The organism is Haloarcula sp. 1CSR25-25 (assembly GCF_032027985.1).
GTDB lineage: Archaea > Halobacteriota > Halobacteria > Halobacteriales > Haloarculaceae > Haloarcula.
Genome location: NZ_JAHYBW010000004.1, coordinates 117,959 through 136,976, shown reverse-complemented (window position 1 = coordinate 136,976; position 19,018 = coordinate 117,959). Strand labels below are relative to the sequence as shown.

The window sequence follows — 19,018 nt, the reverse complement described above, 5'->3', positions numbered from 1 at the left end:
GTCGTGCTGATGGCGATTATATCACTCCCGTCTTTGAGCGGACCGGAGCATCGAAAGATAGTCTCGACGGGGGTAGACCTATCTGTTACGGCCGGGATTACCGCCACAGCCGAAAGAGCACAGCGGTGTACCGACGGGCACGTCCTGGCGAGAGCGGTATCCTCCGTCACCGTCGCTTCGACGGCGGCGATGTCCGTTTCAGCCACGTGCTCAGTGGTTCGTGCAGTGAGAGCCAACAGAACGTGCAGAACTTGTGGAGATGCAGTATTTTTATGGTAATTTCGGAACGATTGACTGGTATGCGGACGGTCCTCGCAAGCCAGCTCTCCAGCATCAGAGTAACGACTACCGATGGCCGAGAGATCGGCACATTGCGAAACATTACGCTCGATACGGCGACGGGAGAATTTCAGACAGTTGTCGTCGATAGCGACGTTGCGGAGGTGTTCAGCGTTGAGCGGGATTCCGACGGCTGCATCCGGTTGCCCGCAACCCTCATCCAATCGGTTCGGGATCACCTGACCATCCACCCGCCTACGGAACAGAACGTCTCGGGCAGCGACGCTGGGGGTCTGTAGGTAACGGTCGCCGTCGTCACCCCGTTCGGTCTCGGGAGTTTGGACACCTTCGGTGCCGATACGGTTCTCGGCCGATAGGCGTCCACGCCACTGTCCTGGCAAGCGGTGTGCCTGGCGACCGCGTCACCGCACCGAAGTCTGGGACGCGTGTCCGATTGCGAACCGAAGCGACAGTCGAAGATAGCAGGCCCGGGCGGGCTGTTCTTTGCAACCATCCCGGGACCGTCCGCCTCGGTCCCAGAACCCAGGAACACCGCGCCGATTCCAGCATCGAACAGAGGGCGACTAGAGACAGATGGGGCGCAGCGTCGAGTGACCCACTGTTTTCAGTGGACACGTCGTCTCTGGTAGTATGGCCCCGGAACCGAACTCGACTCAAGCGCCATCGTCGCCGTTCCTGGCAGCTATCTACGACCCAGCCACGGCGTTCTTCGAACGGACGCTCTTGCGGCCACACCGTGAGTACCTGGTGACAGAGTTAGACGGGGCAGTTCTGGATATCGGCGCCGGAACCGGCGCGATGTTTCCGTATTTCGACGCCGTCGCGGACGCGTCGACGGAGTTTCACGCCACCGAGCCGGACCCGCACATGCGCCAGCAGGCAACGGAGAAGGCGAACGCCCAGACCACGCCGATCCGTATCGAGTCGGCCCCGGCGGAGGCTCTGCCGTACGACGACGCCACGTTCGACGTCGTCATCGCCTCGATGGTGTTCTGTACGATTCCGGACGTCGAGTCCGCGGTGAGTGAAATCGGACGCGTGCTCAAGCCCGGCGGTGAACTGCGCTTCTTCGAGCACGTCATCGACGACGGGTGGCGCGCTCGCGTGCAGTCGGCGCTCGCACCGCTCTGGAAGCGTCTCGCGGGCGGTTGTCACCTGACCCGGCAGACAGGGTCGCGGCTCGTCGCTGACCGGTCGTTCGACATCGTCGAAATCAATCGGCTCAATCTGGGCGTGACGCCAGTCCGTCCGTTCGTCCGGGGACGGCTCCGAAAACGTTCCGCGGGTCCGACGCGGTAGCGGTTAGCTCTGGCTCTGCGTGACGGACCCCTCCTCGTTGGGCTGGATGACGACGAATCCCTCCTCGCCGGTGAACTCCATCTGTATCGATTCACCGGAGGTCTGGCCGATCTCGAACGCCTTGTTCATCTCGATCGAGGGGGAGAGGTTCGAACTCCACGCGACGGTCGCGTCCGGGTCGGTGAAGACCGGCGGGGTCATCACGAGCGGGTCGCCGTGGGTCGTCAGCGCGACCTCGCCGGGGCCGGTGAGGTAGACGTTCGTCAGGCCGCCGGCGGCCATACCGGAGAGACTGCCGACGGTGTTTATCTCGTAGTCGATACTCGATTCGAACGCGAGCACGTCCGTGCCGTTGACGGATATCGACTCCCCGTCATCGAGGCGAAGCACCTGTACTTTCTTGCCGTTCTCGGCCACGTAGAGGTGGCCGCTCCCTTCGGCCTCCATGACCGGCGTCCCTTCGCCGCTCACGGCCTCCTTGACGAAGCCGGTAATACCGCCTTCCGCCGAGGACTTGCCGGTGAACGTGACCTCGCCGGTGTACGCGACCATCGACCCGGCTTTGACCATCACTGTGCCATCGAGCGGGATATCCAGAAGCCTGTTGTTCTCTTTCTGGAACCCATCGCCGCCGTCTGCGGGGGCGTTGGAGCGGACGAATTCCTGTAAGTCCATAGCTACAGCGAGAAACTGAGAGGCCGGACTCATAGGTCTCTTGAAAGATTAAAACGTATTTTGTGCGACCGGTTCGCATATCGAGAATCGCCACGCGGCCGCTGGATGAAGAATCCCCGTAAGTAGTATATCTGAATAGCTATTCCGGATATCTATACAAACGTCCGAGGAGTTCGATACCGACGGCCGTGGTTTTGAGAGCCCCGCTCCCCCTCGGGCGTTCGAACTGCCTGGTCGTACACGGCGCTGTCCGGGACGTACCGGGGGTCGCTGTACGTCGACAGGATTTCACCGGCCTCTCCACCGCCTGTGACCGTCTCCGTTGGCTCGTCGGAAGATACGCCGGTGAATCCGCCATAATGTTCGCACGTATCTCTGCACAGGTGTCCGAGACCGGTCGTCTGCGGTCACCGGCTATCGACCCGCTCGTCAACGACCCAGTTGAACCGGTTTGCATACGGTCGTGGCAGGAACGGCCCCGGACCCGTTACACCGTCCGCACAACGACGTGGTGCTCCGAACAGTAGCGCTCGACCCGGTGCTGGAACGAGCCGTCCCCGGGCCATTCGACAGGTGCGCGCACCGCGTCGGGGTCCCCGACGTAGCAGGCAACCGTCCCGCTACCGTCAGCCCGCGGAACCGACTGCCGACAGTACAGGCCGCGGTCGACACCCTCGTACTCGTCGAGTGCCTGGACATCTGGCGTTGCCAGTATTCGGCCCGCGGTCGTGCCGCCGGGGGCGAGCGTCGGATACCGACCATCGATACGGTGTAGACCGACGAGCTCCGCCGAACAGCGGTACTCGTACTCCGAAAGGACTGCGCCGGTCGTGGCATGGTCGGTGAGTGTCCCGTACACGAACACGTCCATACGCGCTGTTGTGGCCGGACTCTTTTCAACCCTGTCAGCGGAGCGATGGGTAGCCCATCCACAGTGGTTTTGTACAGTTGCGCGTCGACACCGAGTGCGAGCGGGGCCGAAGGCCACCGGCGAACCGAGGCAACTGTCGTCGTCGGTGGTTCCTGAACTACTTCGAAACGTGGCTGTTCGTAGCCGTGAGGCATTCGGCGGCCCGCAGGCTTCATGTCCGAGCCGCCGTTATCGGAGCCATGACCACCTGGGACGAGCGGTACCGGACGGGTTCGTACCCGCAACGCCCGGACCCGCACCCGGTGTTGGAGCGATACCTGCCGACCTTCCCGCCGGGCCGAGCGCTTGACGTCGCGACCGGGACCGGCCGCAACGCGCTTCCGGTCGCGGCGGCCGGGTACCGCGTCGACGCGGTCGACCAGTCGCGTGCGGGGCTTCGCATCGCTCGCGAGAACGCACGTGTGGCGGGCGTCGGAGACAACATCGAGTGGGTGCAGGCGGACCTCGATTCCTTCGCCTATCCGCCATCGACGTACGACGTCATTACGATCAGCTTCTATCGCCCCGTCGACCGCCTCCCCGACATCGTCGAGGCGCTGGCCGACGGCGGCTGTCTGTTCATCCAGCACCACCTCCGGACGACCGACGACGTTGACGGCGGTCCGTCCGGCGACCGGTACCGGTTCGCCTCGAACGAACTGCTCAGGGCCGGGCTGGGGCTGACAGTGTTACATTACGACGAGCGGACCACGACGACGGACGGAACGACCGCCGCCACCGCCCAGCTGGTCGCCAGAAAATCAGGGGGCAGTCGACAGTCGTACCCTGACATCTCGGAGTATGACAGTCAACCGGTCGAGACCCCCGAGAGTCACGGGAAATAGCGACCGCGAACGGAGGCTGTCAGTCCTCGGCCGCTTCCTCCCCGCCGTCAGCGAGCGCCGGAAACCGCTCGCGCTCGAACCACGCGAACTCTCTCGGGAACTGGTCCGTTTCCGCCAGGTCCCAGGGGTCGCCGTCAGCGACCAGTGGACCCTCCAGCCACGATGTCACGAGGTTCCAGACGAAGATGAGCTGGGCGATGACCAGCAACACGACGCCGAACGTCGCTACCTGATGCAGGACGGTAAACAGGTCAAGCGGGCCGGCAGTCAGGTCGTACGTGGCGTACCGCCGTGGCATCCCGGCGTAGCCAAGTAATACCATCGGGAAGAAGGTGACGTTGGTCCCGGCAAGCGTCAGCCAGAAGTGCCACTTCGCCAGCGACCGCTGATACCACCGACCGGTGTAAAGCGGGAACCAGTAGTAGATACCCGCAAAGACTGCGAAGGCGATCCCGCCCATGATGACGTAGTGGAAGTGGGCAACGACATGGTAGGTGTCGTGCAGGATGAGATCGACGGGGATAGCGGCTTCGAACACGCCGGTGACGCCGCCGATAATGAAGTTCCCGACGAACCCGACACAGAAGAGAAACGGCGCGTTCGTCCGCAGGGAGCCGTTCCACATCGTCGCCATCCAGTTGAACGTCTTTACCGCGCTCGGGATGGCGATGGCGATGGAGATCGCCATGAACGAGGCCCGTAATCGGGGGTCCATTCCTGTCGCGAACATGTGATGGGCCCAGACACCAAATGAGAGGACCCCGAGCGCCAGCGTAGAGTAGACGACGAACTTGAAGCCAAACAGCTTCCGCCCAGTGAACTTCGGCAGGATGTAGCTGATAAGCCCCATCGGTGGCAGGACGAGGATGTATACCTCAGGGTGGCCGAAAAACCAGAACAGGTGCTGCCAAAGCAGCGGACCGCCGCCGTCGAGCGTGAAGAACGTCGTCCCGATGTTCCGGTCGAGCAGGAGCATGACCAGCGCACTGCCCAGCAGCGGGAAGGCAAACAGGATCTGTACGGACTGCACCAGAACAGTCCATGAGAAGATATCGAGGGTCGCCCACGTCACGTCTTCGCTCCGTTCGGTGAAGATGGTCGCAATGAAGTTGATCGCTCCCATCGTCGCCGCCACGCCCGACAGATGGAGTCCGAGTAGCATCAAATCCACGCCGGGGTTCTGCTGTTCGATCGACAACGGCGTGTACATCGTCCAGGCGGTCTGTGCCGGTTCGATGTTTTCGAGGAACGGACCTCCGAGGACGCCGCCCCAGATGAGCAGCGCGGCCGACGGCAGCAGCCAGAACGCGATAGCATTGATTCGGGGAAACGCCATGTCGTCGGCCCCGATGAGCAACGGAATCAGGTAGTTCGAGAACGCCGCCAGTATCGGCGTTCCAAACAGGAACAGCATCGTGATGCCGTGGGTCGTCAAGAGCCCGTTGTATACGCTGGCGCTGAGAAAGTCCTCGGCGGGATACAGCAGTTCGAACCGCATCAACACGACGGCGATACCGCCCCACGCGAACGCGATGACGGCGAAAACGCCGTAAAGAATCCCGATGTCCTTGTGATCGACCGTCGTCAGCCATCTGAGAACTCCGCTCGGTTTCTCGGCGTGAGTCCGTTCCTGACCCGCGTGACCGATACCTATCGCGACCGTGTACGACCGCCAGTTTTCGACGCGTGCGATCGCACCTGTGATACTGACGAGCAGTACTGCCATCAGCCCTGTCGTCGCTAATATACCGACAGATGCCATTTTGAGTGGGATTTATCCGCACTGTCCGTGGGTTTTGTCCGGAAGATGTTCGGGGTTCGTTTCTATCGTGGATGCAATGCAGCGACCAGAAACGAAGCGGTTCGGGACTGATACTTTCAGTAGTGCAGTCGGACTCACAACGTATGGACCCACAACACCGGGACCGGCAGGAAGCGAGTGTACCCAGTCGCCACAGCGGATTCGGACAGTATCGGTCCGACTCGGTTTCGCGCCGAGGGCTGTGTTTGACCGCGATGACGGGGAGGACACGCGATGACGGCGACTGACTTCGACGCCGCCCGAGCGTACGACGAGGGCCAGTTCTCGGCCGTCGAAGTGTTCCGCAGCGACCGGATGAAAGTCGTCTGTGGCTACTTCGAACCCGGGCAGTTCATTCCGGTTCACGCGCCCGCGAGCGACGTGGCGATACACGTCCAGTCCGGGACCGGCGTCGTCCGTGACGGAGAGACGGAGCGAGCGGTCGAACCGGGCGACGTGGTGGTAGTCGAGGCCGACGCCGACCGCGGTGTCAAGGCGGACGCTGACACGCGGCTGGAGGCGTTACTGGTCACTGCGCCGCCGCCAACCGATGCCGAACACGAACCGGTCCGGAAAGGGTTACAACAGATGGAATTCGACCCCCACCGTCCGGAGTGAGTTCGTCGCGGAGACCGACCACCTGCTCGTACGGGCTGCTGTATCTGTACTCCGCGGTGAACCCACGATTCTGGGCGGCCCTGCGGACGTGACGTCCAGTAGTCCGTATCGGGCAGAACGGAAACCGGGCCCGTCGATTGAGGGTGCGAGCTTGACCGTTCAACGGCATGTGACGCCGCTACACCGTCGAGAGTGCTGCCGTCACTCGACGACGTAGGACCGATGTGACCCACGGGTCTGCACGTCGACGAAGTGGTGGCGCGTCGCGTTGCCCACGTCACCGATGGCGGAGCGGCCCGCGCCGTCCTCGTCGTACACGCTGTCGGCCGGGAGGAGGGATTGATCAGCGAGCCGTTCGGTGACATCGCCAGGAAGCGAATCGCCGTCCCGGACATCGACGATGAGCAACTGGTCCGTGAAGCTCTTGGCGAGAAACGCGTCGGTTATCTCCTCGTAGCCCGTGAGCTCTTTGGCCAAACTTCGGATCTCTCCCTGCCGGTCAGTCATCGGTACCGGCTACGTCGGTTTCACCGAAAGTCGTGCCTGCGAACATCTTCCCCCGACCGTCACAGTTCGTCGATGATTTCGCTGGCGAACGTGGTCATCGCCGCCTCCGGCTCCGGGGCGCGAAGCCCGACGATGACGTGGTCCAGGCCGTGATTTTCGAGCCGTCGGAAGTACTCTCGGAACCACTCGACGCCGGCCCGATAGCCCAGGTGGAGCGGTTCGGGCTCGGCCGTCGGGTCCGCAGCGAACGCGACCTGGACGGCAATCGTGAACGGTTTCTCGGACGTGTGGCTCCGCCACGTGTCGAGGTACGACTGAAGCGTCGACTCGGGGAGGTGATAGAATATCCAGCCGTCGCCGTTCTCTGCGATCCACTCCGTCGACTGTCTGGCGTTCCCGGTCGGAAACAGCGGGAGCGTGTCCGTCGTCGGTTTCGGGAGGACATCCAGTTCGCCGTCGAGGTGGCCCCAGGAGCCGTCGAGCGTCGGGTAGTCTTCGCGCCAGAGCGCGCGGAGCGCGTCGACGCTCTCGCGGACAATCTGGCCCCGGTTCTCGGGGTCGACACCGAACGCCGGATACTCCGGGTCGCGGTCGCCGGAGGCGACCCCCAGCACGAGACGGCCATCGGAGAGCCGGTCGACGGTTGCGGCCGATTTCGCCACGTGGATGGGGTGGCGCAACGGGAGGACGACGCTCGCGGTGCCGAGCGCGACCGAGTCAGTGTGAGCGGCGACATGCGAGAGGAGCGACCACGGGTCGAAGGCCCCGCCGGCGTCCCCGAACCGCGGCCAGTACGTCGGCACGTCCCGTGCCCAGAGCGCGTCGAACCCGACTGATTCGGCGTGGCTCGCAAGTCGGAGTTCCGCGTCGACGTCGGGCGTCGACTCCTTCTCGCCCGTGAGCGGGAATCCGAGGCCGAACGAGAGACCATCCTGCTCGAAGAGCCGCCGATAGCCGGCGTTTGCGTGGTCCACAGCAGTCATCGGGCACCCTTCTCGCTGGAGGCGTATTTGCACACTGGTCAGCTACCGACAGACCGACGCCGCCGAAACAGGAAACCGGTCGGTCCCCTTACTGCGTGCCCCCGTCCGGGGTATCGACGGTGATGGTATCGGACCCCCTGCTCCTGGGGAGCTGCCAATCGATGTCCAGCGAGCGCTTCGGGAACGACGGCTTCGCTACGACTTCAAGCGTCCGGTCTGCGGCCGCCGGCGTGACGGGCGCAGCAACCAGTAGCCGGGCCACGTCGGCCCGCGAAACGCTCCCCCAGAGCTTTGCTCCGGGTTCGGCGACGGAGACGGTGTCAGTTCGCGGCCCGTTCGTGAGCACGCCCGGTCGCAGAATCGTGTGCCGAACCGGAGCCTCGCGAATCGCGGCCTCGGCCTCCGCTTTGGCGCGTTGTATCGGCTGGATGAGAACGTCAAAGGCCGCCGCGAGGGGGCTGGCCGGTTCGTCGCCGACACCGATGGCGGATTCCATGACGAACGCCTCGACGCCGGCGTCGACAGCCTCGTCGAGGAGATTGATAGTCCCCGCGCCATCGACGTACTCGTCCCGGGCCCAGACGTCAGTGATGTTCGAGCCGACGGCGCTCAGGACGGCGTCGACATCGGACAGCGCATCGGCCAACGCAGTCGGATTCAGCAAGTCGTCGACGACGACCTCGTCGGCACCGGCCGCCCGCAGGTCGTCTGCTTTCGACGGCGAACTGGTCAGTGCCCTGACTGTCTGTACGCGCGAACTGAGCAGTCGGAGGGTCGCCCGACCGGTCCCGCCGCTGGCTCCGGCGACGAACACTGTCTCCACGTCGGAAGGGTCCATACCGTCGCTTGGGGCTGCCGATACATGATTGGCTGGGCCTGTGTGGCCGGAGTGGATAGGGACCCTGACGCGCCGTCAGAAGGTGGCGCGTCGAGACGCGACTGCAGTTTTCAAGCCCTCAGTCGTCACACGGCGGTGTCTGCTGGGACGACGTCTCTTCGAAACGGCGGTAGAGCCGGCGCAGTTCCATGCGAATCGTCGCACGCTCGATGAGCGCAAAGCCCGCAACGACGACCAGGAACCCGACCAGGGTCCACAGGGATACTGATGACCCGAGCAACGCCCAGCCCATGAGAGCGGCGAACACCGGCACGACGTAGGCGACCAGGTTCGCACGGACCGGGCCGATGCGTTTGATGAGCCCGAAGTAGATGGCGTAGGCGACAGCCGTCGAGGGGATGCCCACGGCCACGATGCTCGCAATCGTCGCGGGGCCGATGCCGACTACGGCCGTGGGTGGCTCTCCGACCAGCAGGCTCGCGACGTGGAGCAACACCGCGCCGACGGCCATCGCCCACGCAGTCAGCGGGGTGCTGTCCATCCGGGGGCCGACGCGCTGGAGGAGCACGCTGCCGAGGGCGACGGCCGCTGCCGCGCCCAGGACGAGTAGCTGCCCGACCGCGCTCGCGTCGGTGAACGTCGACGGCGACGGCTGCACGATGAGGACGACGCCGCCCAGCGCGACCCCGATACCGAGCGCGCCGAGCCACGAGAGCCGCTCGCCCAGCAGCCACCAGGCGAACACGGGGGCCAGTATCGGATTCAGGCCGTACATGACAGAGGCCGCCGCGGGCGTCGTCGCGCCCTGGCCGAGGAACAACAGCCCGTTGTTGAGCGCGATCAGGAACAGCGCCGCCAACCCGATGCCAGCGAGGTCCCCGCGGGTCCGTGGCAGCCACGTCGACCGGGGTCGGGTAAGAGCGATATAGCCCAGAAGCGTCACCGCTGCCAGGTCGAACCGGAGGCCGGCAAACAGCACCGGCGGGAGTTCACGGAGCCCAGTTTTGATGGCGACGAACGAGCCACCGAACAGCATGGCCAGCAGCACAAACAGCGCGGTGTCGCGGTACCGGGCCGGAACCGAGAGGCGAGCGGCAAGGGTAGACCGCAGTGTGGTCCAGGTCAGTTCGACCACCCGATAGGGCGAAGATATCTCATTATGTACTCAAAGGGTCGAAATGTGAAGAGGGCTGTGAGAGACGCGGTGTCACGGGCCGACGCCGTTCGCCGAAACGTACAGGCGAGAGCGCCGACTCAGTCCCACGCCGCCGGCGACCAGTCAGGGTTGATGCGTCGGTCGACCGTTTCGATACTGTCGATACGGTCGATTTCGGCGTCTGTCAGTCTCAGGTCGAGGCTCGCCAGGTTGTCCGTGATGTGGGCTTCGCTCGTGGCCTTCGGAATCGCCGTCACGCCCTTCTCGCGGAGCCACGCGAGGCTGACCTGCGCCTCGCTCGCACCGTGGTCGTCGGCGATGGCTTCGATGACATCGTGACCGAACACTGCACCGCGCGCCAGCGGCGAGTACGCGACCAGTTCGTAGTCGTTTGCTGCTGCGTGCTCGCGCAGATCCGATTGCTGGAGGAACGGGTGGGTCTCGACCTGGTTCGCGAACACGGGTGCGTCGAGGACGTCCATCGCCGTTTCGACGTGGTGGGGTTCGAAGTTCGAGACGCCGACGTTGTCGATCAGGCCGCGGTCGACGAGTTCGTCGAACGCCGGGAGTGTCTCCTCGGGCTCGTACTCGCCCGCCGCCCAGTGGACGTACAGCAGGTCCACCGAGTCGACGCCGAGTTTGTCGAGGCTCCGCTCGGTCGTCTCGAGCACGTCGTCATGTGAGAGGTTCGATATCCAGACCTTGGTCGCCAGGAAGATGTCGTCGCGGTCCACGTCGGCCGCAGCGATACCGTCACCGACGGCGCTCTCGTTGTCGTAGGCCTGTGCGGTGTCGATGTGGCGGTAGCCGGCTTCCAGCGCGGTCCGAACGCTCTCGGCGCACTGGTCTGTGTCGTCGTTCTGCCAGGTGCCGAGACCGAGCATCGGCATGCCGCTCGCTCGGGGACCGCCGTCTGTCGCGGACTGTTGCTGAGTCACATCGAACCACCGGTGCTTGTGGCTTTAACACGTTTGGATGCCGGCGGGTAGCGCCGACGACGTGACCGCGTCCAGATACGCCGGCTCTCACGGGTCGGAGACGGACACTCAGAACCCGTACGAGCCGAAAATCCAGAGCGCCACGACGGGCGACGCGGCGAGGAGCGCTCCCAGGATGACCGTCCCGAGAACTGTTTGCCGACCCAGGGCCCGCACCGGCCTCTCGTACCGCCACAGCTGGACCGCAACGTAGACACCGGCGACCACCGCGCCGCCGAGCAGCAAAAACGGCGGGACCCCGATTGATGGAAACGACGGGAATCCGACGGCCGAAACCGGGTTCGACCCGCTCGAAGCCGCGAAATCGATACCGATGCCGACAGCGCCGACCGCGGTAGCTGCGACGACATACGAGATGCCGGCCATGACATGCCGCAGTGCCGCAGTCGCCGAGAACGGCTCCGCGTCAGTCGGCAGCACCTCCGGGGCCGCGTAGCTACCGCTTCCAGTGTAGAGGAACGGCAGAGTCAGGACGGCGACACCGACGGCATACGGGATAACTGACGATATCGCGACGATGAGCACTGCCGTGGTCAGGGCGTACGTCCGTCCCGTCGCTTCCCCGAGGACCAGTGGCGGCACAAGTAGAACGACGACGGCGACCACAGCAAACAGGCAGACCGGAACGGAGTAGGGCCGAAACCGCCCGAGAAGGCTGTACGGAGACATGCCAGGGCCGTTTCGGACCCAGGCGCATAGGTTTTCGGCTCTCCAGCGAAAGCCGGAGTCGCCATGCTTTTAGCCTTCGTTGCGGTATCGTGGCACCTGGATGTCACTATCGCGGGCGAAACGCGCCGTCATCGAGTCCTGTCCGGACCGCCTCTACCCGCTGATCGCCGGACTCTACCGGACCGCGTTCCCAGCTGACACGTCCGGGGGAGCCGCGGCGGCGACCGTCCTCGACCGAGAGGCGGCCGTCCCCGAGTCGCTCCCGGCGGCAGAGCTCGAACACGTGCGGGTCCTCCCCCACCGGACGGACCTCCTCGAACACATGCCGACCAAGGGGACCGCCGCCGAATTCGGTACCGGAGACGGTGCCTTCGCCGAGTCGATTCTTCGAGCCACGGAGCCGGAGACGCTCTATCTCGTCGATCAGTGGGAAAGCGACGAGGCGCGCCAGGCCGTCGAACAGCGGTTCAGAGAGCATCAAAGTACTGTTCGTCTACGGGATGCTGAGCCGGTCTCCGTGCTCCGAGATGCCGATACCGGCTCGCTCGACTGGGTGTACATCAACAGCTCCCACGAGTACGAGGCGACCCTTGCAGAACTCAGGGAGAGCGGGCGGGCCGTGGCGGCGGACGGCTACATCGCGGGCGACGACTACAAGATAGTGAACGGCGTCATCCCGGCCGTCCACCAGTTCTGTGCGGAGACCGACTGGCGGCTGGCGTATCTCACGCTCGAAACGCACGGCCGGCGGAGTTACGCGCTCCGCAGAGGGTAAGAACCGTTCGCTGTACGGGCCGAGTCGGCGAGTTTCCTCGGAGTGTCACCGTACCGTGGCTAAACCCAGAGACGCGAGGGGCGTCGTCGGCCAGGCGGTTTATATGGCCGGCCCCACTCGACCCTGTATGACGGACTTCGGACTACAGGTGCGGATGCTAGTCGTCGGTGCGGTTCTGTTCGCGTTCTACGTTTTCGCCGGAACGGCGCTGTCGGTGCTTCTGGGGCTGCCGCTCGTCCCGGTGCTCCTCGTCGGAATCCTCGTCATTCCGGCCATCCAGTACAAACTCGGGAAGTGGCTGGCGCTCCGGGGCGCAGAGGACATGCCAGACGACGCCCGCTTCGGCCACGTCCACCAGATGGTCCGGCGGCTCTGCAGGGATATGGGCATCGAGGAGCCGCGGCTGATGGTGATGGACATGGGCGTCCCCAACGCCTTCGCCGTCGGCCGCAAAGGCGCGGGCGTCGTCGTCGTCTCGAGCGAACTGATGGGACTCTTAGACGACGACGAACTGGAGGGCGTCATCGCACACGAACTGGCCCACATCAAGAACCGGGACGTCATCACGATGGTCGTCGGTCAGTCCATCGGGATGCTCGTGGGCTACGTCGCCTACTTCGCGGTGCTGTTCGGTGGCGAGCGAAACGTTGGCTCGTGGATACTGGCGATGGTCGCCTCCTCGCTCGCGAACGCGCTGGTCATGGTGTTCGTGCTGGCTATCTCGCGGTATCGGGAGTACGTCGCCGACGCGGACGCACGGCGTGCCATCGGGACCGGAGAGCCGCTGGCCCGCGCGCTGGAGAAGATATCCCGCGGTGCCGAGGGTCGCGAGTCGACGGTCGAGGACAGCATGAACGCCCTCTGTATCTTCAACGCCGACAAGGGACTGTTCGAGAAGCTGTTCTCGACCCACCCGCCGACGGAGAAGCGAATCCAGCGGCTCCGGTCCTGATGCTGTCGGCTGTACGGGTGTGAGAGGATTCGCCACCCGGCGGTGCCGAACAGCTCCCAACAGGGACAGCCCACAGTATGAGTTCTGACGGCGCCCGTCCGCTCCCCCCGTTCCGAAGTTTCGATCGAGTACGGCGGTACGCATGGCCCATCGAGACACCGGTTGGCCGTCCCCGCGGATTGACACACGCCGTCCGTACAGATGTCTGCTAACTGGCCACTTATCTGCGTCGAGCCGGAAATGACGCTATGTCAGACACAATGCAAGCGGCGGTCGTGCCTGAGCCAGGGGCCGACTTCGAGGTCGTCGAACGGGACGTGCCCGAGCCGGGCCCCGGCGAGGTACGGGTCGCAGTCGACGCCTGTGGAATCTGTCACAGCGACGTGTTCGCGAAAGAGGGGACCTACCCCGGCGTTTCCTACCCACGGGTTCCCGGCCACGAAGTAGCGGGCCGCGTGGACGCTGTCGGCGACGGTGTCGACGCCTGGGAGGCGGGCGACAGGGTCGGCATCGGCTGGCACGGCGGCCACTGTTCGACGTGTGACCAGTGTCGGCAGGGGAACTTCCTCCAGTGCGAGAACGGCGAGGTCACCGGGCTGAGCTACGACGGTGGGTACGCGGAGTACATGACCGCACCGTCGGAGGCAATCGCGAAGATTCCGGAGTCGCTGGACGCAACAGCCGCGGCGCCGCTGCTCTGTGCGGGCGTGACGACGTTCAACGCGCTCCGGAACAGCGACGCCACCGTCGGGGACCTCGTCGCCGTCCAGGGCGTCGGCGGACTCGGTCACCTCGGCATCCAGTACGCTCACGCGGCCGGCTTCGAGACGGCCGCGATTTCCCGAACGCCGGAAAAGGAGTCGCTGGCCAAAGAGCTAGGAGCCGACCACTTCATCAACGCGGCGGACGTGGATGCCGGCCAGCGGCTACAGGAACTCGGCGGGGCAGACGTGGTGCTTGCGACGGCACCGTCGAGTGACGCCATCAGTTCCATCGTGAGCGGTATCGGCGTCGACGGCGCTGTCGTCGTCGTCGGCGTCCCCGGCGAGCCAGTGGCAGTGAGCGCACAGCACCTCGTCCAGACCCGGGGCGCCGTCGAGGGCTGGGCCTCCGGCCACGCCCGGGACTCACAGGACACGCTCGAGTTCAGTTCGCTCCGTGACATCACGCCGGAGATAGAGACCTACCCGCTCGAAGACGTCAACCAGGCGTACGGACGGATGATCGACAACGACGCGCGGTTCCGGGTCGTCCTGGAACTGTAGTCGGGGGTCACGAACCCGGCGGAACACGCATCTGTCCGTGACAGTGCCGACCGCCTGCCGTGGAATTCCGGAGAGCAACGCCTTTGTCGGTGGGTCAAGAACCCGTATTCAATGGACGGCTCCGCCGACGACCGCGTCTACTACGTCGTAAGCGACCTCCACATCGGCGGCGACGAGCAGCTAGAGGAGGTGGAGTTTCTCGACGAACTGCTGGATTTCCTCTCGCGGCTCGAGACCACCGACGAGGACGCCGAACTGTTGATCAACGGCGACGCGTTCGGCCTGTGGGAGTTCACCGGCATGTCTGGACTGGAGAAGTTCGACGTCCTCGAAGAGACCTACCCGTCGCTGTTCGAACAGCTGCGAAAGACCGGCGAGAACATCCAGATCACCCTGGTGCCTGGCAACCACGACCACGAACTCGCAGCCTACGACGAGTACGTAGAGCGGTTCGCGTCGTACAACGTCACGCTCGTCCAGTCGAAGTCGGTTACCCGACCGGTAGGAGACCAGGCCATCCACTTCGAACACGGCAATCAGCAGGACCCCAACAACCGCATCGAAGACTGGGGTGCCACCAACGTGACGCCACTTGGCTACTACTACAACACGCTCGTGACGAGTCGCGCCGGCCAGCTCTCGGACCGCGGCCGGTACAACTGGCTCAAAGACGTCCAGGCCGTGACGCCGACGGAGCGGGTCCCGGTGTGGATGCTCTCGAAGTATTTCTATCGGGAGATGAACCCGCTGCTGCGGTACGCGCTGGTCCCGTTCCTGTTGCTTTTCAACATCAGCGCGTTCCTGGCGATTCTGGCGGCGCTGAATCTACTCGGCGTCTGGTCCGCTCCGGTCGAAACGACGACGTCGTTTCTGGGTCAGTTCGGTACGGTCGGCACCGCCATCTGGGTGTTGCTCGTCGTGAACGCGTCACTGGCCGGGCTCCTGTTGCTCGTAGGCATCCCGTTGTATCTCCTGCGGCGGGATATCAAGAAGACCATCAACCGCTTCGGGGTCTTCGAGACTGACCTCACTGTCGACACACAGACGCCGTACAGGGAAGCCGCCCAGGAAGTGTTCGCGGAAAGCGAAGACGTGGTTGTCTTCTGCTACGGTCACACGCACCGACCGAGCGTGCAGTCGGTCGACGGCGGACTGGTCGTCAACAGCGGGACCTGGCTCAAGCGCCTCCACCGTCGAGACGGGGTCATCGGCCTCCTCCCCCCGGTGTTTTACCCCTCGTACCAGCTCTGTGCGGTGCGTATCGCGGCCGAAGACGGGGAGGTCGTCGTCGACTACGAGGAGGTCCAGAAGCCGAGCCCCAGTCCGGAGGAGCTGACACTCACAGAGCGCCTGCTGACGGTCGGTCGGAGACCGAATCCTGAGCTTCCCGACCGTGCGGTCGTGGAGACAGAGCAGTCCGTGCCCGCGCCGGAACCGGCCGAGTGAGCGACGACGGGAGTTCGGTGTGAAAGCGGCTACTGACGGGGGTACAACACATCGAAGGGAGCTTCGGTCCCCGACTGCAGGTGTTCCCGACCGAAAACCATTTACTTACCTTCGTGTGATATTTCTATCTCCTGGGGACCCGAAGGACGCAGGCGATTCTCCCGGGTCGGAGCGCTCTGCAGAAAAATCTATTACATACGACTGTAATTGCTACGTATGAGCAATACCGCGGACGATGGTCGGGCCGACGGTTCGCCACCGTCCACGGCAGAGTTCACACCGGAGCGAGTGCTCTCGGTGTTTCACGCTCGAACGGACCAGGCGAAGCCGTTGACGGCGACCGATGTGATGGACGCACTCGGCTGTTCCCGGAAAACGGCACACAACAAGCTCGACGTGCTCGTGGAACGGGGGGACCTCAAGACGCGGAAGGTCGGCGCACGGAGTCGGGTCTGGTGGATTCCGTTCTCCCAGCTCGTCGGCCGGGACCCACAGAAGCAGGAGCGCCCGCCTGTCGAGCACAGCATCGCCGACGCTGACCTGCCGGGGACGGGGGACGTACTCGAGGACCGACGTGCGGCGCTGAAGGCCGCGTACGACTACCTCCGAGAGAACCCCGACACCGATGCCGGGGAGCTCATTACCAACGTGTTTCAGGAGCATCCGGCGGGGTACAAGACCGCCGACGAGTGGTGGGACGCTATCGGGCCCGCGCTCGAGGACCTCCCACAGGTCGACCTGGCCGAGGACCACGAACACGTCTGGCACTACGTCGGTGGGTGAGTGAACCGATGCCAGAGGAAAAGCCGACGGAACAGTCGGACGTAGCTGAGGACGCGGAGTCGGACTCGGCGGAGGTGTACGCCTCCCTCGCCGAGCAGCGCTATCCGATCTCCTCGTACACCCCGGTCGCATACGAGAACCTGGAAGCGGCACCGGAGACCGACGACTACCCCGACACGGGGTCGGGCGGCCGGTTCAGAGAACTCGCGCTGCCGAAGGTGCCGAAGCTCCGCCACGTCGTCGGCCCCAGCGCTATCATGCTGGGGGCGTCGCTCGGCAGCGGTGAGACGCTGTTCTGGCCGCACCTGGTCGCAAGCTACGGGTGGGGCCTGTACTGGCTGTTCCTCGTGGCCGTCTGTCTCCATTTCGTCGTCAACACGGAGATACAGCGGTGGACGCTCGCGACGGGGGAGAGCGTGTTTCGAGCGTTCGAGCGGGTCCACCCGGTCCTCCCGCTCGCCATGCTGCTCGGCGGGTTCGTCAGCCTCGGCTGGCCGGGGTGGGCGGCAAGCGCCGCGCAGATCGGTGCTCAGGGGCTCGCACTGGGCACGTACGACCTCGCCGGCGTCGACATCGTCGGCTGGCGACTGTTCGGTATCGCGCTCATGGTGTTCATCTGGGTCACTTACCAGGTGACACCGCTGATGTACAACGTCGTCGAGAGCATCCAGCTTATCCTGGTGGCGCTGTCCATCGCGTTCGCGCTGCTGCTGTTCGTTCTCATCGGCTCGGTCGACGTTCTGGTCGGCGTCCCGGGGAGTCTGACGGAGGTCGGCGACTACTCGCCGGTCGGGACCATCGCCGTGCTGGTCGGAGCGCTGGCCTACGCCGGCGCGGGCGGCTATCTCAACCTCTCACAGAGCCTCTGGATACGGGAGAAAGGCTACGGGATGGGGCGCTACCAGGGCCGAATCAAGAACCCCTTCGCCGGTGACGACCCCGAGACGGTTCACGAGGACGGGTTTACCTTCACGCCGGACACGCAGAACCTCAAACGGTGGCGCGGCTGGTGGCGCGTGACACAGCTCGAACACCTGTTGACGTTCCTCCTCGGCCTGCTCCTCGTCACGACGGTGCTGGTCGTCATCGCGGTGTCACAGGCGCCGGTGACGACGAGTGACGCGGTAGATATGTGGCTCATCGAGATTGCACCGTCGGTCGGCGGGTTCGCGAGGAGCGTCATCTACGTCACGCTGTTTCTCGCCCTGTTCACGACCGAGTACGCGATCATCGAGTCGTTCGTCCGGAACAGTTCGGACATCATCTACGAGCTGTACGGTCGGGACGCGGGCTGGAGCCTCCCGCGGCTGTTCTGGGGGCTGCTGACCGTCTTCTGTGGCTGGGGCGTGCTCATCCTCAGCCTCCCGATATCGATTGCCGACCCCTTCGGACTCCTGGTGGTCGGGGCAGCCATGTCCGGGCTCTTGATGTGGCCCTACATCGTCGTCGTCCAGCTCGTCAACACGGTTCGGCTCCCCGAGCACACGATGCCGGGATGGGGCCGCGTCGCCTCGATGTGGGTCGCAGCGGCGTTTTTCGGCTACTTCAGCGTGCTCCTGGTCGGGACTGGGCTGGCGACACGGGTGGGACTGCAGACGTTTGCCGTCCAGACCACCATGCTCGGGAGCGCTCCGGGCGGATACGTCCTCTGGGCCGGCTACCTGCTCGTGCAAGCGTATACGATGTATCGGGTGGGACGTGCGAAAGTCGCGGCGGGGGGAACTGTCACAGACGCCGCCGCCGCGCAAGGGTGGTTCTCGTGACCGACGAACTCCGCGTCCACCTGCATTACGCGATGCGGGGCTCGTACCCGCTCCGGTTGCTCGACGTGTTGTTCTGTACGGAGCGTGCCTACTTCGTCGAGTACGACTACCTGACGCCCGTGGATCTGCTGTTCGGGTCGCCGGACCAGCGGGCGGCCGCGTTCGCGTCACAGGTGGTCGAAGAGGGGGTACCCGCGGCCCTGGAAGCCGCGGAACAGGTCGAGACACAGTCGTACGACGCCCTCGACAGCGTCGACGTCCACTCGGGCGGCCGAGTCGGTCGGCCGAAAATCACGGCCCGGCCCCGCACGGGCTCTGCAACGACGGTCAGGGTGCACGGTCAGTTCGACGCCGCGCCCTTCGCGAAGGCGCTCCGGTCGACGGTGGACGGGCACGACGTTTCCGTCCGACGACGGGACGGTATCGGGTTCTGAG

At 64.6% G+C, this 19,018-nt stretch carries 20 protein-coding genes; 11 read left to right on the top strand and 9 right to left on the bottom strand.

Features of this window, described 5'->3' with window-relative positions; translation table 11 throughout:
* Positions 1–299 precede the first annotated feature (299 nt).
* Positions 300–578 (top strand): PRC-barrel domain-containing protein, encoded by a 279-nt coding sequence (locus KZ498_RS13480; RefSeq protein WP_312619453.1) that lies wholly within the window; start codon positions 300–302, stop codon positions 576–578.
* A 352-nt stretch (positions 579–930) separates the two neighbouring features.
* Positions 931–1,599, top strand: coding sequence for a methyltransferase domain-containing protein (locus KZ498_RS13475; RefSeq protein WP_312619452.1), 669 nt, complete (start codon positions 931–933; stop codon positions 1,597–1,599).
* Between the two features lie 3 nt (positions 1,600–1,602).
* On the opposite strand, the gene KZ498_RS13470 is transcribed toward KZ498_RS13475, so the two are convergent.
* Together KZ498_RS13470 and KZ498_RS13465 are read right to left on the bottom strand one after the other, a co-directional pair.
* On the bottom strand, positions 1,603–2,274 hold the full coding sequence (locus KZ498_RS13470; RefSeq protein ID WP_312619451.1) for an AIM24 family protein: 672 nt from the start codon (positions 2,272–2,274) through the stop codon (positions 1,603–1,605).
* A 487-nt stretch (positions 2,275–2,761) separates the two neighbouring features.
* On the bottom strand, positions 2,762–3,145 hold the full coding sequence (locus KZ498_RS13465; RefSeq protein WP_312619450.1) for a gamma-glutamylcyclotransferase family protein: 384 nt from the start codon (positions 3,143–3,145) through the stop codon (positions 2,762–2,764).
* 239 nt (positions 3,146–3,384) lie between these two features.
* Here KZ498_RS13465 and KZ498_RS13460 point away from each other — a divergent pair, with 239 nt between their 5' ends.
* The gene (locus KZ498_RS13460) at positions 3,385–4,029 is read left to right on the top strand and encodes a class I SAM-dependent methyltransferase (RefSeq protein WP_312619448.1); all 645 of its coding nucleotides are present in this window, start codon (positions 3,385–3,387) and stop codon (positions 4,027–4,029) included.
* 19 nt (positions 4,030–4,048) lie between these two features.
* Here the strand turns inward: KZ498_RS13460 and KZ498_RS13455 are convergent, their stop codons facing one another.
* Positions 4,049–5,755 (bottom strand): cbb3-type cytochrome c oxidase subunit I, encoded by a 1,707-nt coding sequence (locus tag KZ498_RS13455; RefSeq protein WP_312619447.1) that lies wholly within the window; start codon positions 5,753–5,755, stop codon positions 4,049–4,051.
* A 309-nt stretch (positions 5,756–6,064) separates the two neighbouring features.
* Between KZ498_RS13455 and KZ498_RS13450 the strand changes: the two genes are divergently transcribed.
* Positions 6,065–6,448: a cupin domain-containing protein gene (locus tag KZ498_RS13450; RefSeq protein ID WP_312619446.1), complete on the top strand. Its 384-nt coding sequence runs from the start codon at positions 6,065–6,067 to the stop codon at positions 6,446–6,448.
* Positions 6,449–6,649: 201 nt separating this feature from the next.
* Here KZ498_RS13450 and KZ498_RS13445 read toward each other — a convergent pair whose 3' ends face one another.
* From KZ498_RS13445 to KZ498_RS13420, 6 genes are all read right to left on the bottom strand, one after another.
* A complete protein-coding gene (locus KZ498_RS13445) occupies positions 6,650–6,925 on the bottom strand; it encodes a hypothetical protein (protein WP_312619445.1) in 276 nt (91 codons plus the stop codon).
* Between the two features lie 89 nt (positions 6,926–7,014).
* Positions 7,015–7,938, bottom strand: coding sequence for an LLM class oxidoreductase (locus KZ498_RS13440; RefSeq protein ID WP_312619444.1), 924 nt, complete (start codon positions 7,936–7,938; stop codon positions 7,015–7,017).
* Between the two features lie 88 nt (positions 7,939–8,026).
* Positions 8,027–8,776, bottom strand: a complete 750-nt coding sequence (locus KZ498_RS13435; RefSeq protein WP_312619442.1) for an NAD(P)-binding oxidoreductase — start codon at positions 8,774–8,776, stop codon at positions 8,027–8,029.
* A gap of 118 nt (positions 8,777–8,894) precedes the next feature.
* Positions 8,895–9,902, bottom strand: coding sequence for a DMT family transporter (locus KZ498_RS13430; protein WP_396276132.1), 1,008 nt, complete (start codon positions 9,900–9,902; stop codon positions 8,895–8,897).
* A 128-nt stretch (positions 9,903–10,030) separates the two neighbouring features.
* On the bottom strand, positions 10,031–10,822 hold the full coding sequence (locus tag KZ498_RS13425; RefSeq protein ID WP_312619721.1) for an aldo/keto reductase: 792 nt from the start codon (positions 10,820–10,822) through the stop codon (positions 10,031–10,033).
* A gap of 156 nt (positions 10,823–10,978) precedes the next feature.
* On the bottom strand, positions 10,979–11,599 hold the full coding sequence (locus tag KZ498_RS13420; RefSeq protein WP_312619439.1) for a hypothetical protein: 621 nt from the start codon (positions 11,597–11,599) through the stop codon (positions 10,979–10,981).
* Positions 11,600–11,699: 100 nt separating this feature from the next.
* On the opposite strand from KZ498_RS13420, the gene KZ498_RS13415 reads away from it, so the two are divergent.
* The 7 genes from KZ498_RS13415 (at position 11,700) to KZ498_RS13385 (ending at position 19,017) form a co-directional block, all read left to right on the top strand.
* Complete coding sequence (locus KZ498_RS13415) at positions 11,700–12,374, top strand: class I SAM-dependent methyltransferase (RefSeq protein WP_312619438.1); 675 nt, start codon at positions 11,700–11,702, stop codon at positions 12,372–12,374.
* A gap of 127 nt (positions 12,375–12,501) precedes the next feature.
* A complete protein-coding gene (locus KZ498_RS13410; RefSeq protein ID WP_312619437.1) occupies positions 12,502–13,326 on the top strand; it encodes a M48 family metalloprotease in 825 nt (274 codons plus the stop codon).
* Positions 13,327–13,586: 260 nt separating this feature from the next.
* A complete protein-coding gene (locus tag KZ498_RS13405; RefSeq protein ID WP_312619720.1) occupies positions 13,587–14,591 on the top strand; it encodes an alcohol dehydrogenase in 1,005 nt (334 codons plus the stop codon).
* A gap of 111 nt (positions 14,592–14,702) precedes the next feature.
* On the top strand, positions 14,703–16,037 hold the full coding sequence (locus tag KZ498_RS13400) for a metallophosphoesterase (RefSeq protein ID WP_312619436.1): 1,335 nt from the start codon (positions 14,703–14,705) through the stop codon (positions 16,035–16,037).
* Positions 16,038–16,253: 216 nt separating this feature from the next.
* Positions 16,254–16,820, top strand: a complete 567-nt coding sequence (locus tag KZ498_RS13395) for an ArsR family transcriptional regulator (protein ID WP_312619434.1) — start codon at positions 16,254–16,256, stop codon at positions 16,818–16,820.
* A gap of 8 nt (positions 16,821–16,828) precedes the next feature.
* Positions 16,829–18,583, top strand: coding sequence for an Nramp family divalent metal transporter (locus KZ498_RS13390; protein ID WP_312619433.1), 1,755 nt, complete (start codon positions 16,829–16,831; stop codon positions 18,581–18,583).
* Complete coding sequence (locus KZ498_RS13385; RefSeq protein WP_312619432.1) at positions 18,571–19,017, top strand: hypothetical protein; 447 nt, start codon at positions 18,571–18,573, stop codon at positions 19,015–19,017. The genes KZ498_RS13390 and KZ498_RS13385 overlap by 13 nt, the downstream gene beginning before the upstream one ends.
* Position 19,018: the final 1 nt, after the last annotated feature.

Bases quoted from the DNA above. Each gene is read 5' to 3' on its own strand.
- KZ498_RS13395 (WP_312619434.1), top strand. From the start codon at position 16,254: ATGAGCAATACCGCGGACGATGGTCGGGCCGACGGTTCGCCACCGTCC.
- KZ498_RS13475 (WP_312619452.1), top strand. From the start codon at position 931: ATGGCCCCGGAACCGAACTCGACTCAAGCGCCATCGTCGCCGTTCCTG.
- KZ498_RS13405 (WP_312619720.1), top strand. From the start codon at position 13,587: ATGCAAGCGGCGGTCGTGCCTGAGCCAGGGGCCGACTTCGAGGTCGTC.
- KZ498_RS13455 (WP_312619447.1), bottom strand. From the start codon at position 5,755: ATGGCAGTACTGCTCGTCAGTATCACAGGTGCGATCGCACGCGTCGAA.
- KZ498_RS13440 (WP_312619444.1), bottom strand. From the start codon at position 7,938: ATGACTGCTGTGGACCACGCAAACGCCGGCTATCGGCGGCTCTTCGAG.
- KZ498_RS13415 (WP_312619438.1), top strand. From the start codon at position 11,700: ATGTCACTATCGCGGGCGAAACGCGCCGTCATCGAGTCCTGTCCGGAC.
- KZ498_RS13435 (WP_312619442.1), bottom strand. From the start codon at position 8,776: ATGGACCCTTCCGACGTGGAGACAGTGTTCGTCGCCGGAGCCAGCGGC.
- KZ498_RS13410 (WP_312619437.1), top strand. From the start codon at position 12,502: ATGACGGACTTCGGACTACAGGTGCGGATGCTAGTCGTCGGTGCGGTT.
- KZ498_RS13425 (WP_312619721.1), bottom strand. From the start codon at position 10,822: ATGCCGATGCTCGGTCTCGGCACCTGGCAGAACGACGACACAGACCAG.
- KZ498_RS13480 (WP_312619453.1), top strand. From the start codon at position 300: ATGCGGACGGTCCTCGCAAGCCAGCTCTCCAGCATCAGAGTAACGACT.
- KZ498_RS13450 (WP_312619446.1), top strand. From the start codon at position 6,065: ATGACGGCGACTGACTTCGACGCCGCCCGAGCGTACGACGAGGGCCAG.
- KZ498_RS13460 (WP_312619448.1), top strand. From the start codon at position 3,385: ATGACCACCTGGGACGAGCGGTACCGGACGGGTTCGTACCCGCAACGC.
- KZ498_RS13465 (WP_312619450.1), bottom strand. From the start codon at position 3,145: ATGGACGTGTTCGTGTACGGGACACTCACCGACCATGCCACGACCGGC.
- KZ498_RS13420 (WP_312619439.1), bottom strand. From the start codon at position 11,599: ATGTCTCCGTACAGCCTTCTCGGGCGGTTTCGGCCCTACTCCGTTCCG.
- KZ498_RS13390 (WP_312619433.1), top strand. From the start codon at position 16,829: ATGCCAGAGGAAAAGCCGACGGAACAGTCGGACGTAGCTGAGGACGCG.
- KZ498_RS13400 (WP_312619436.1), top strand. From the start codon at position 14,703: ATGGACGGCTCCGCCGACGACCGCGTCTACTACGTCGTAAGCGACCTC.
- KZ498_RS13470 (WP_312619451.1), bottom strand. From the start codon at position 2,274: ATGGACTTACAGGAATTCGTCCGCTCCAACGCCCCCGCAGACGGCGGC.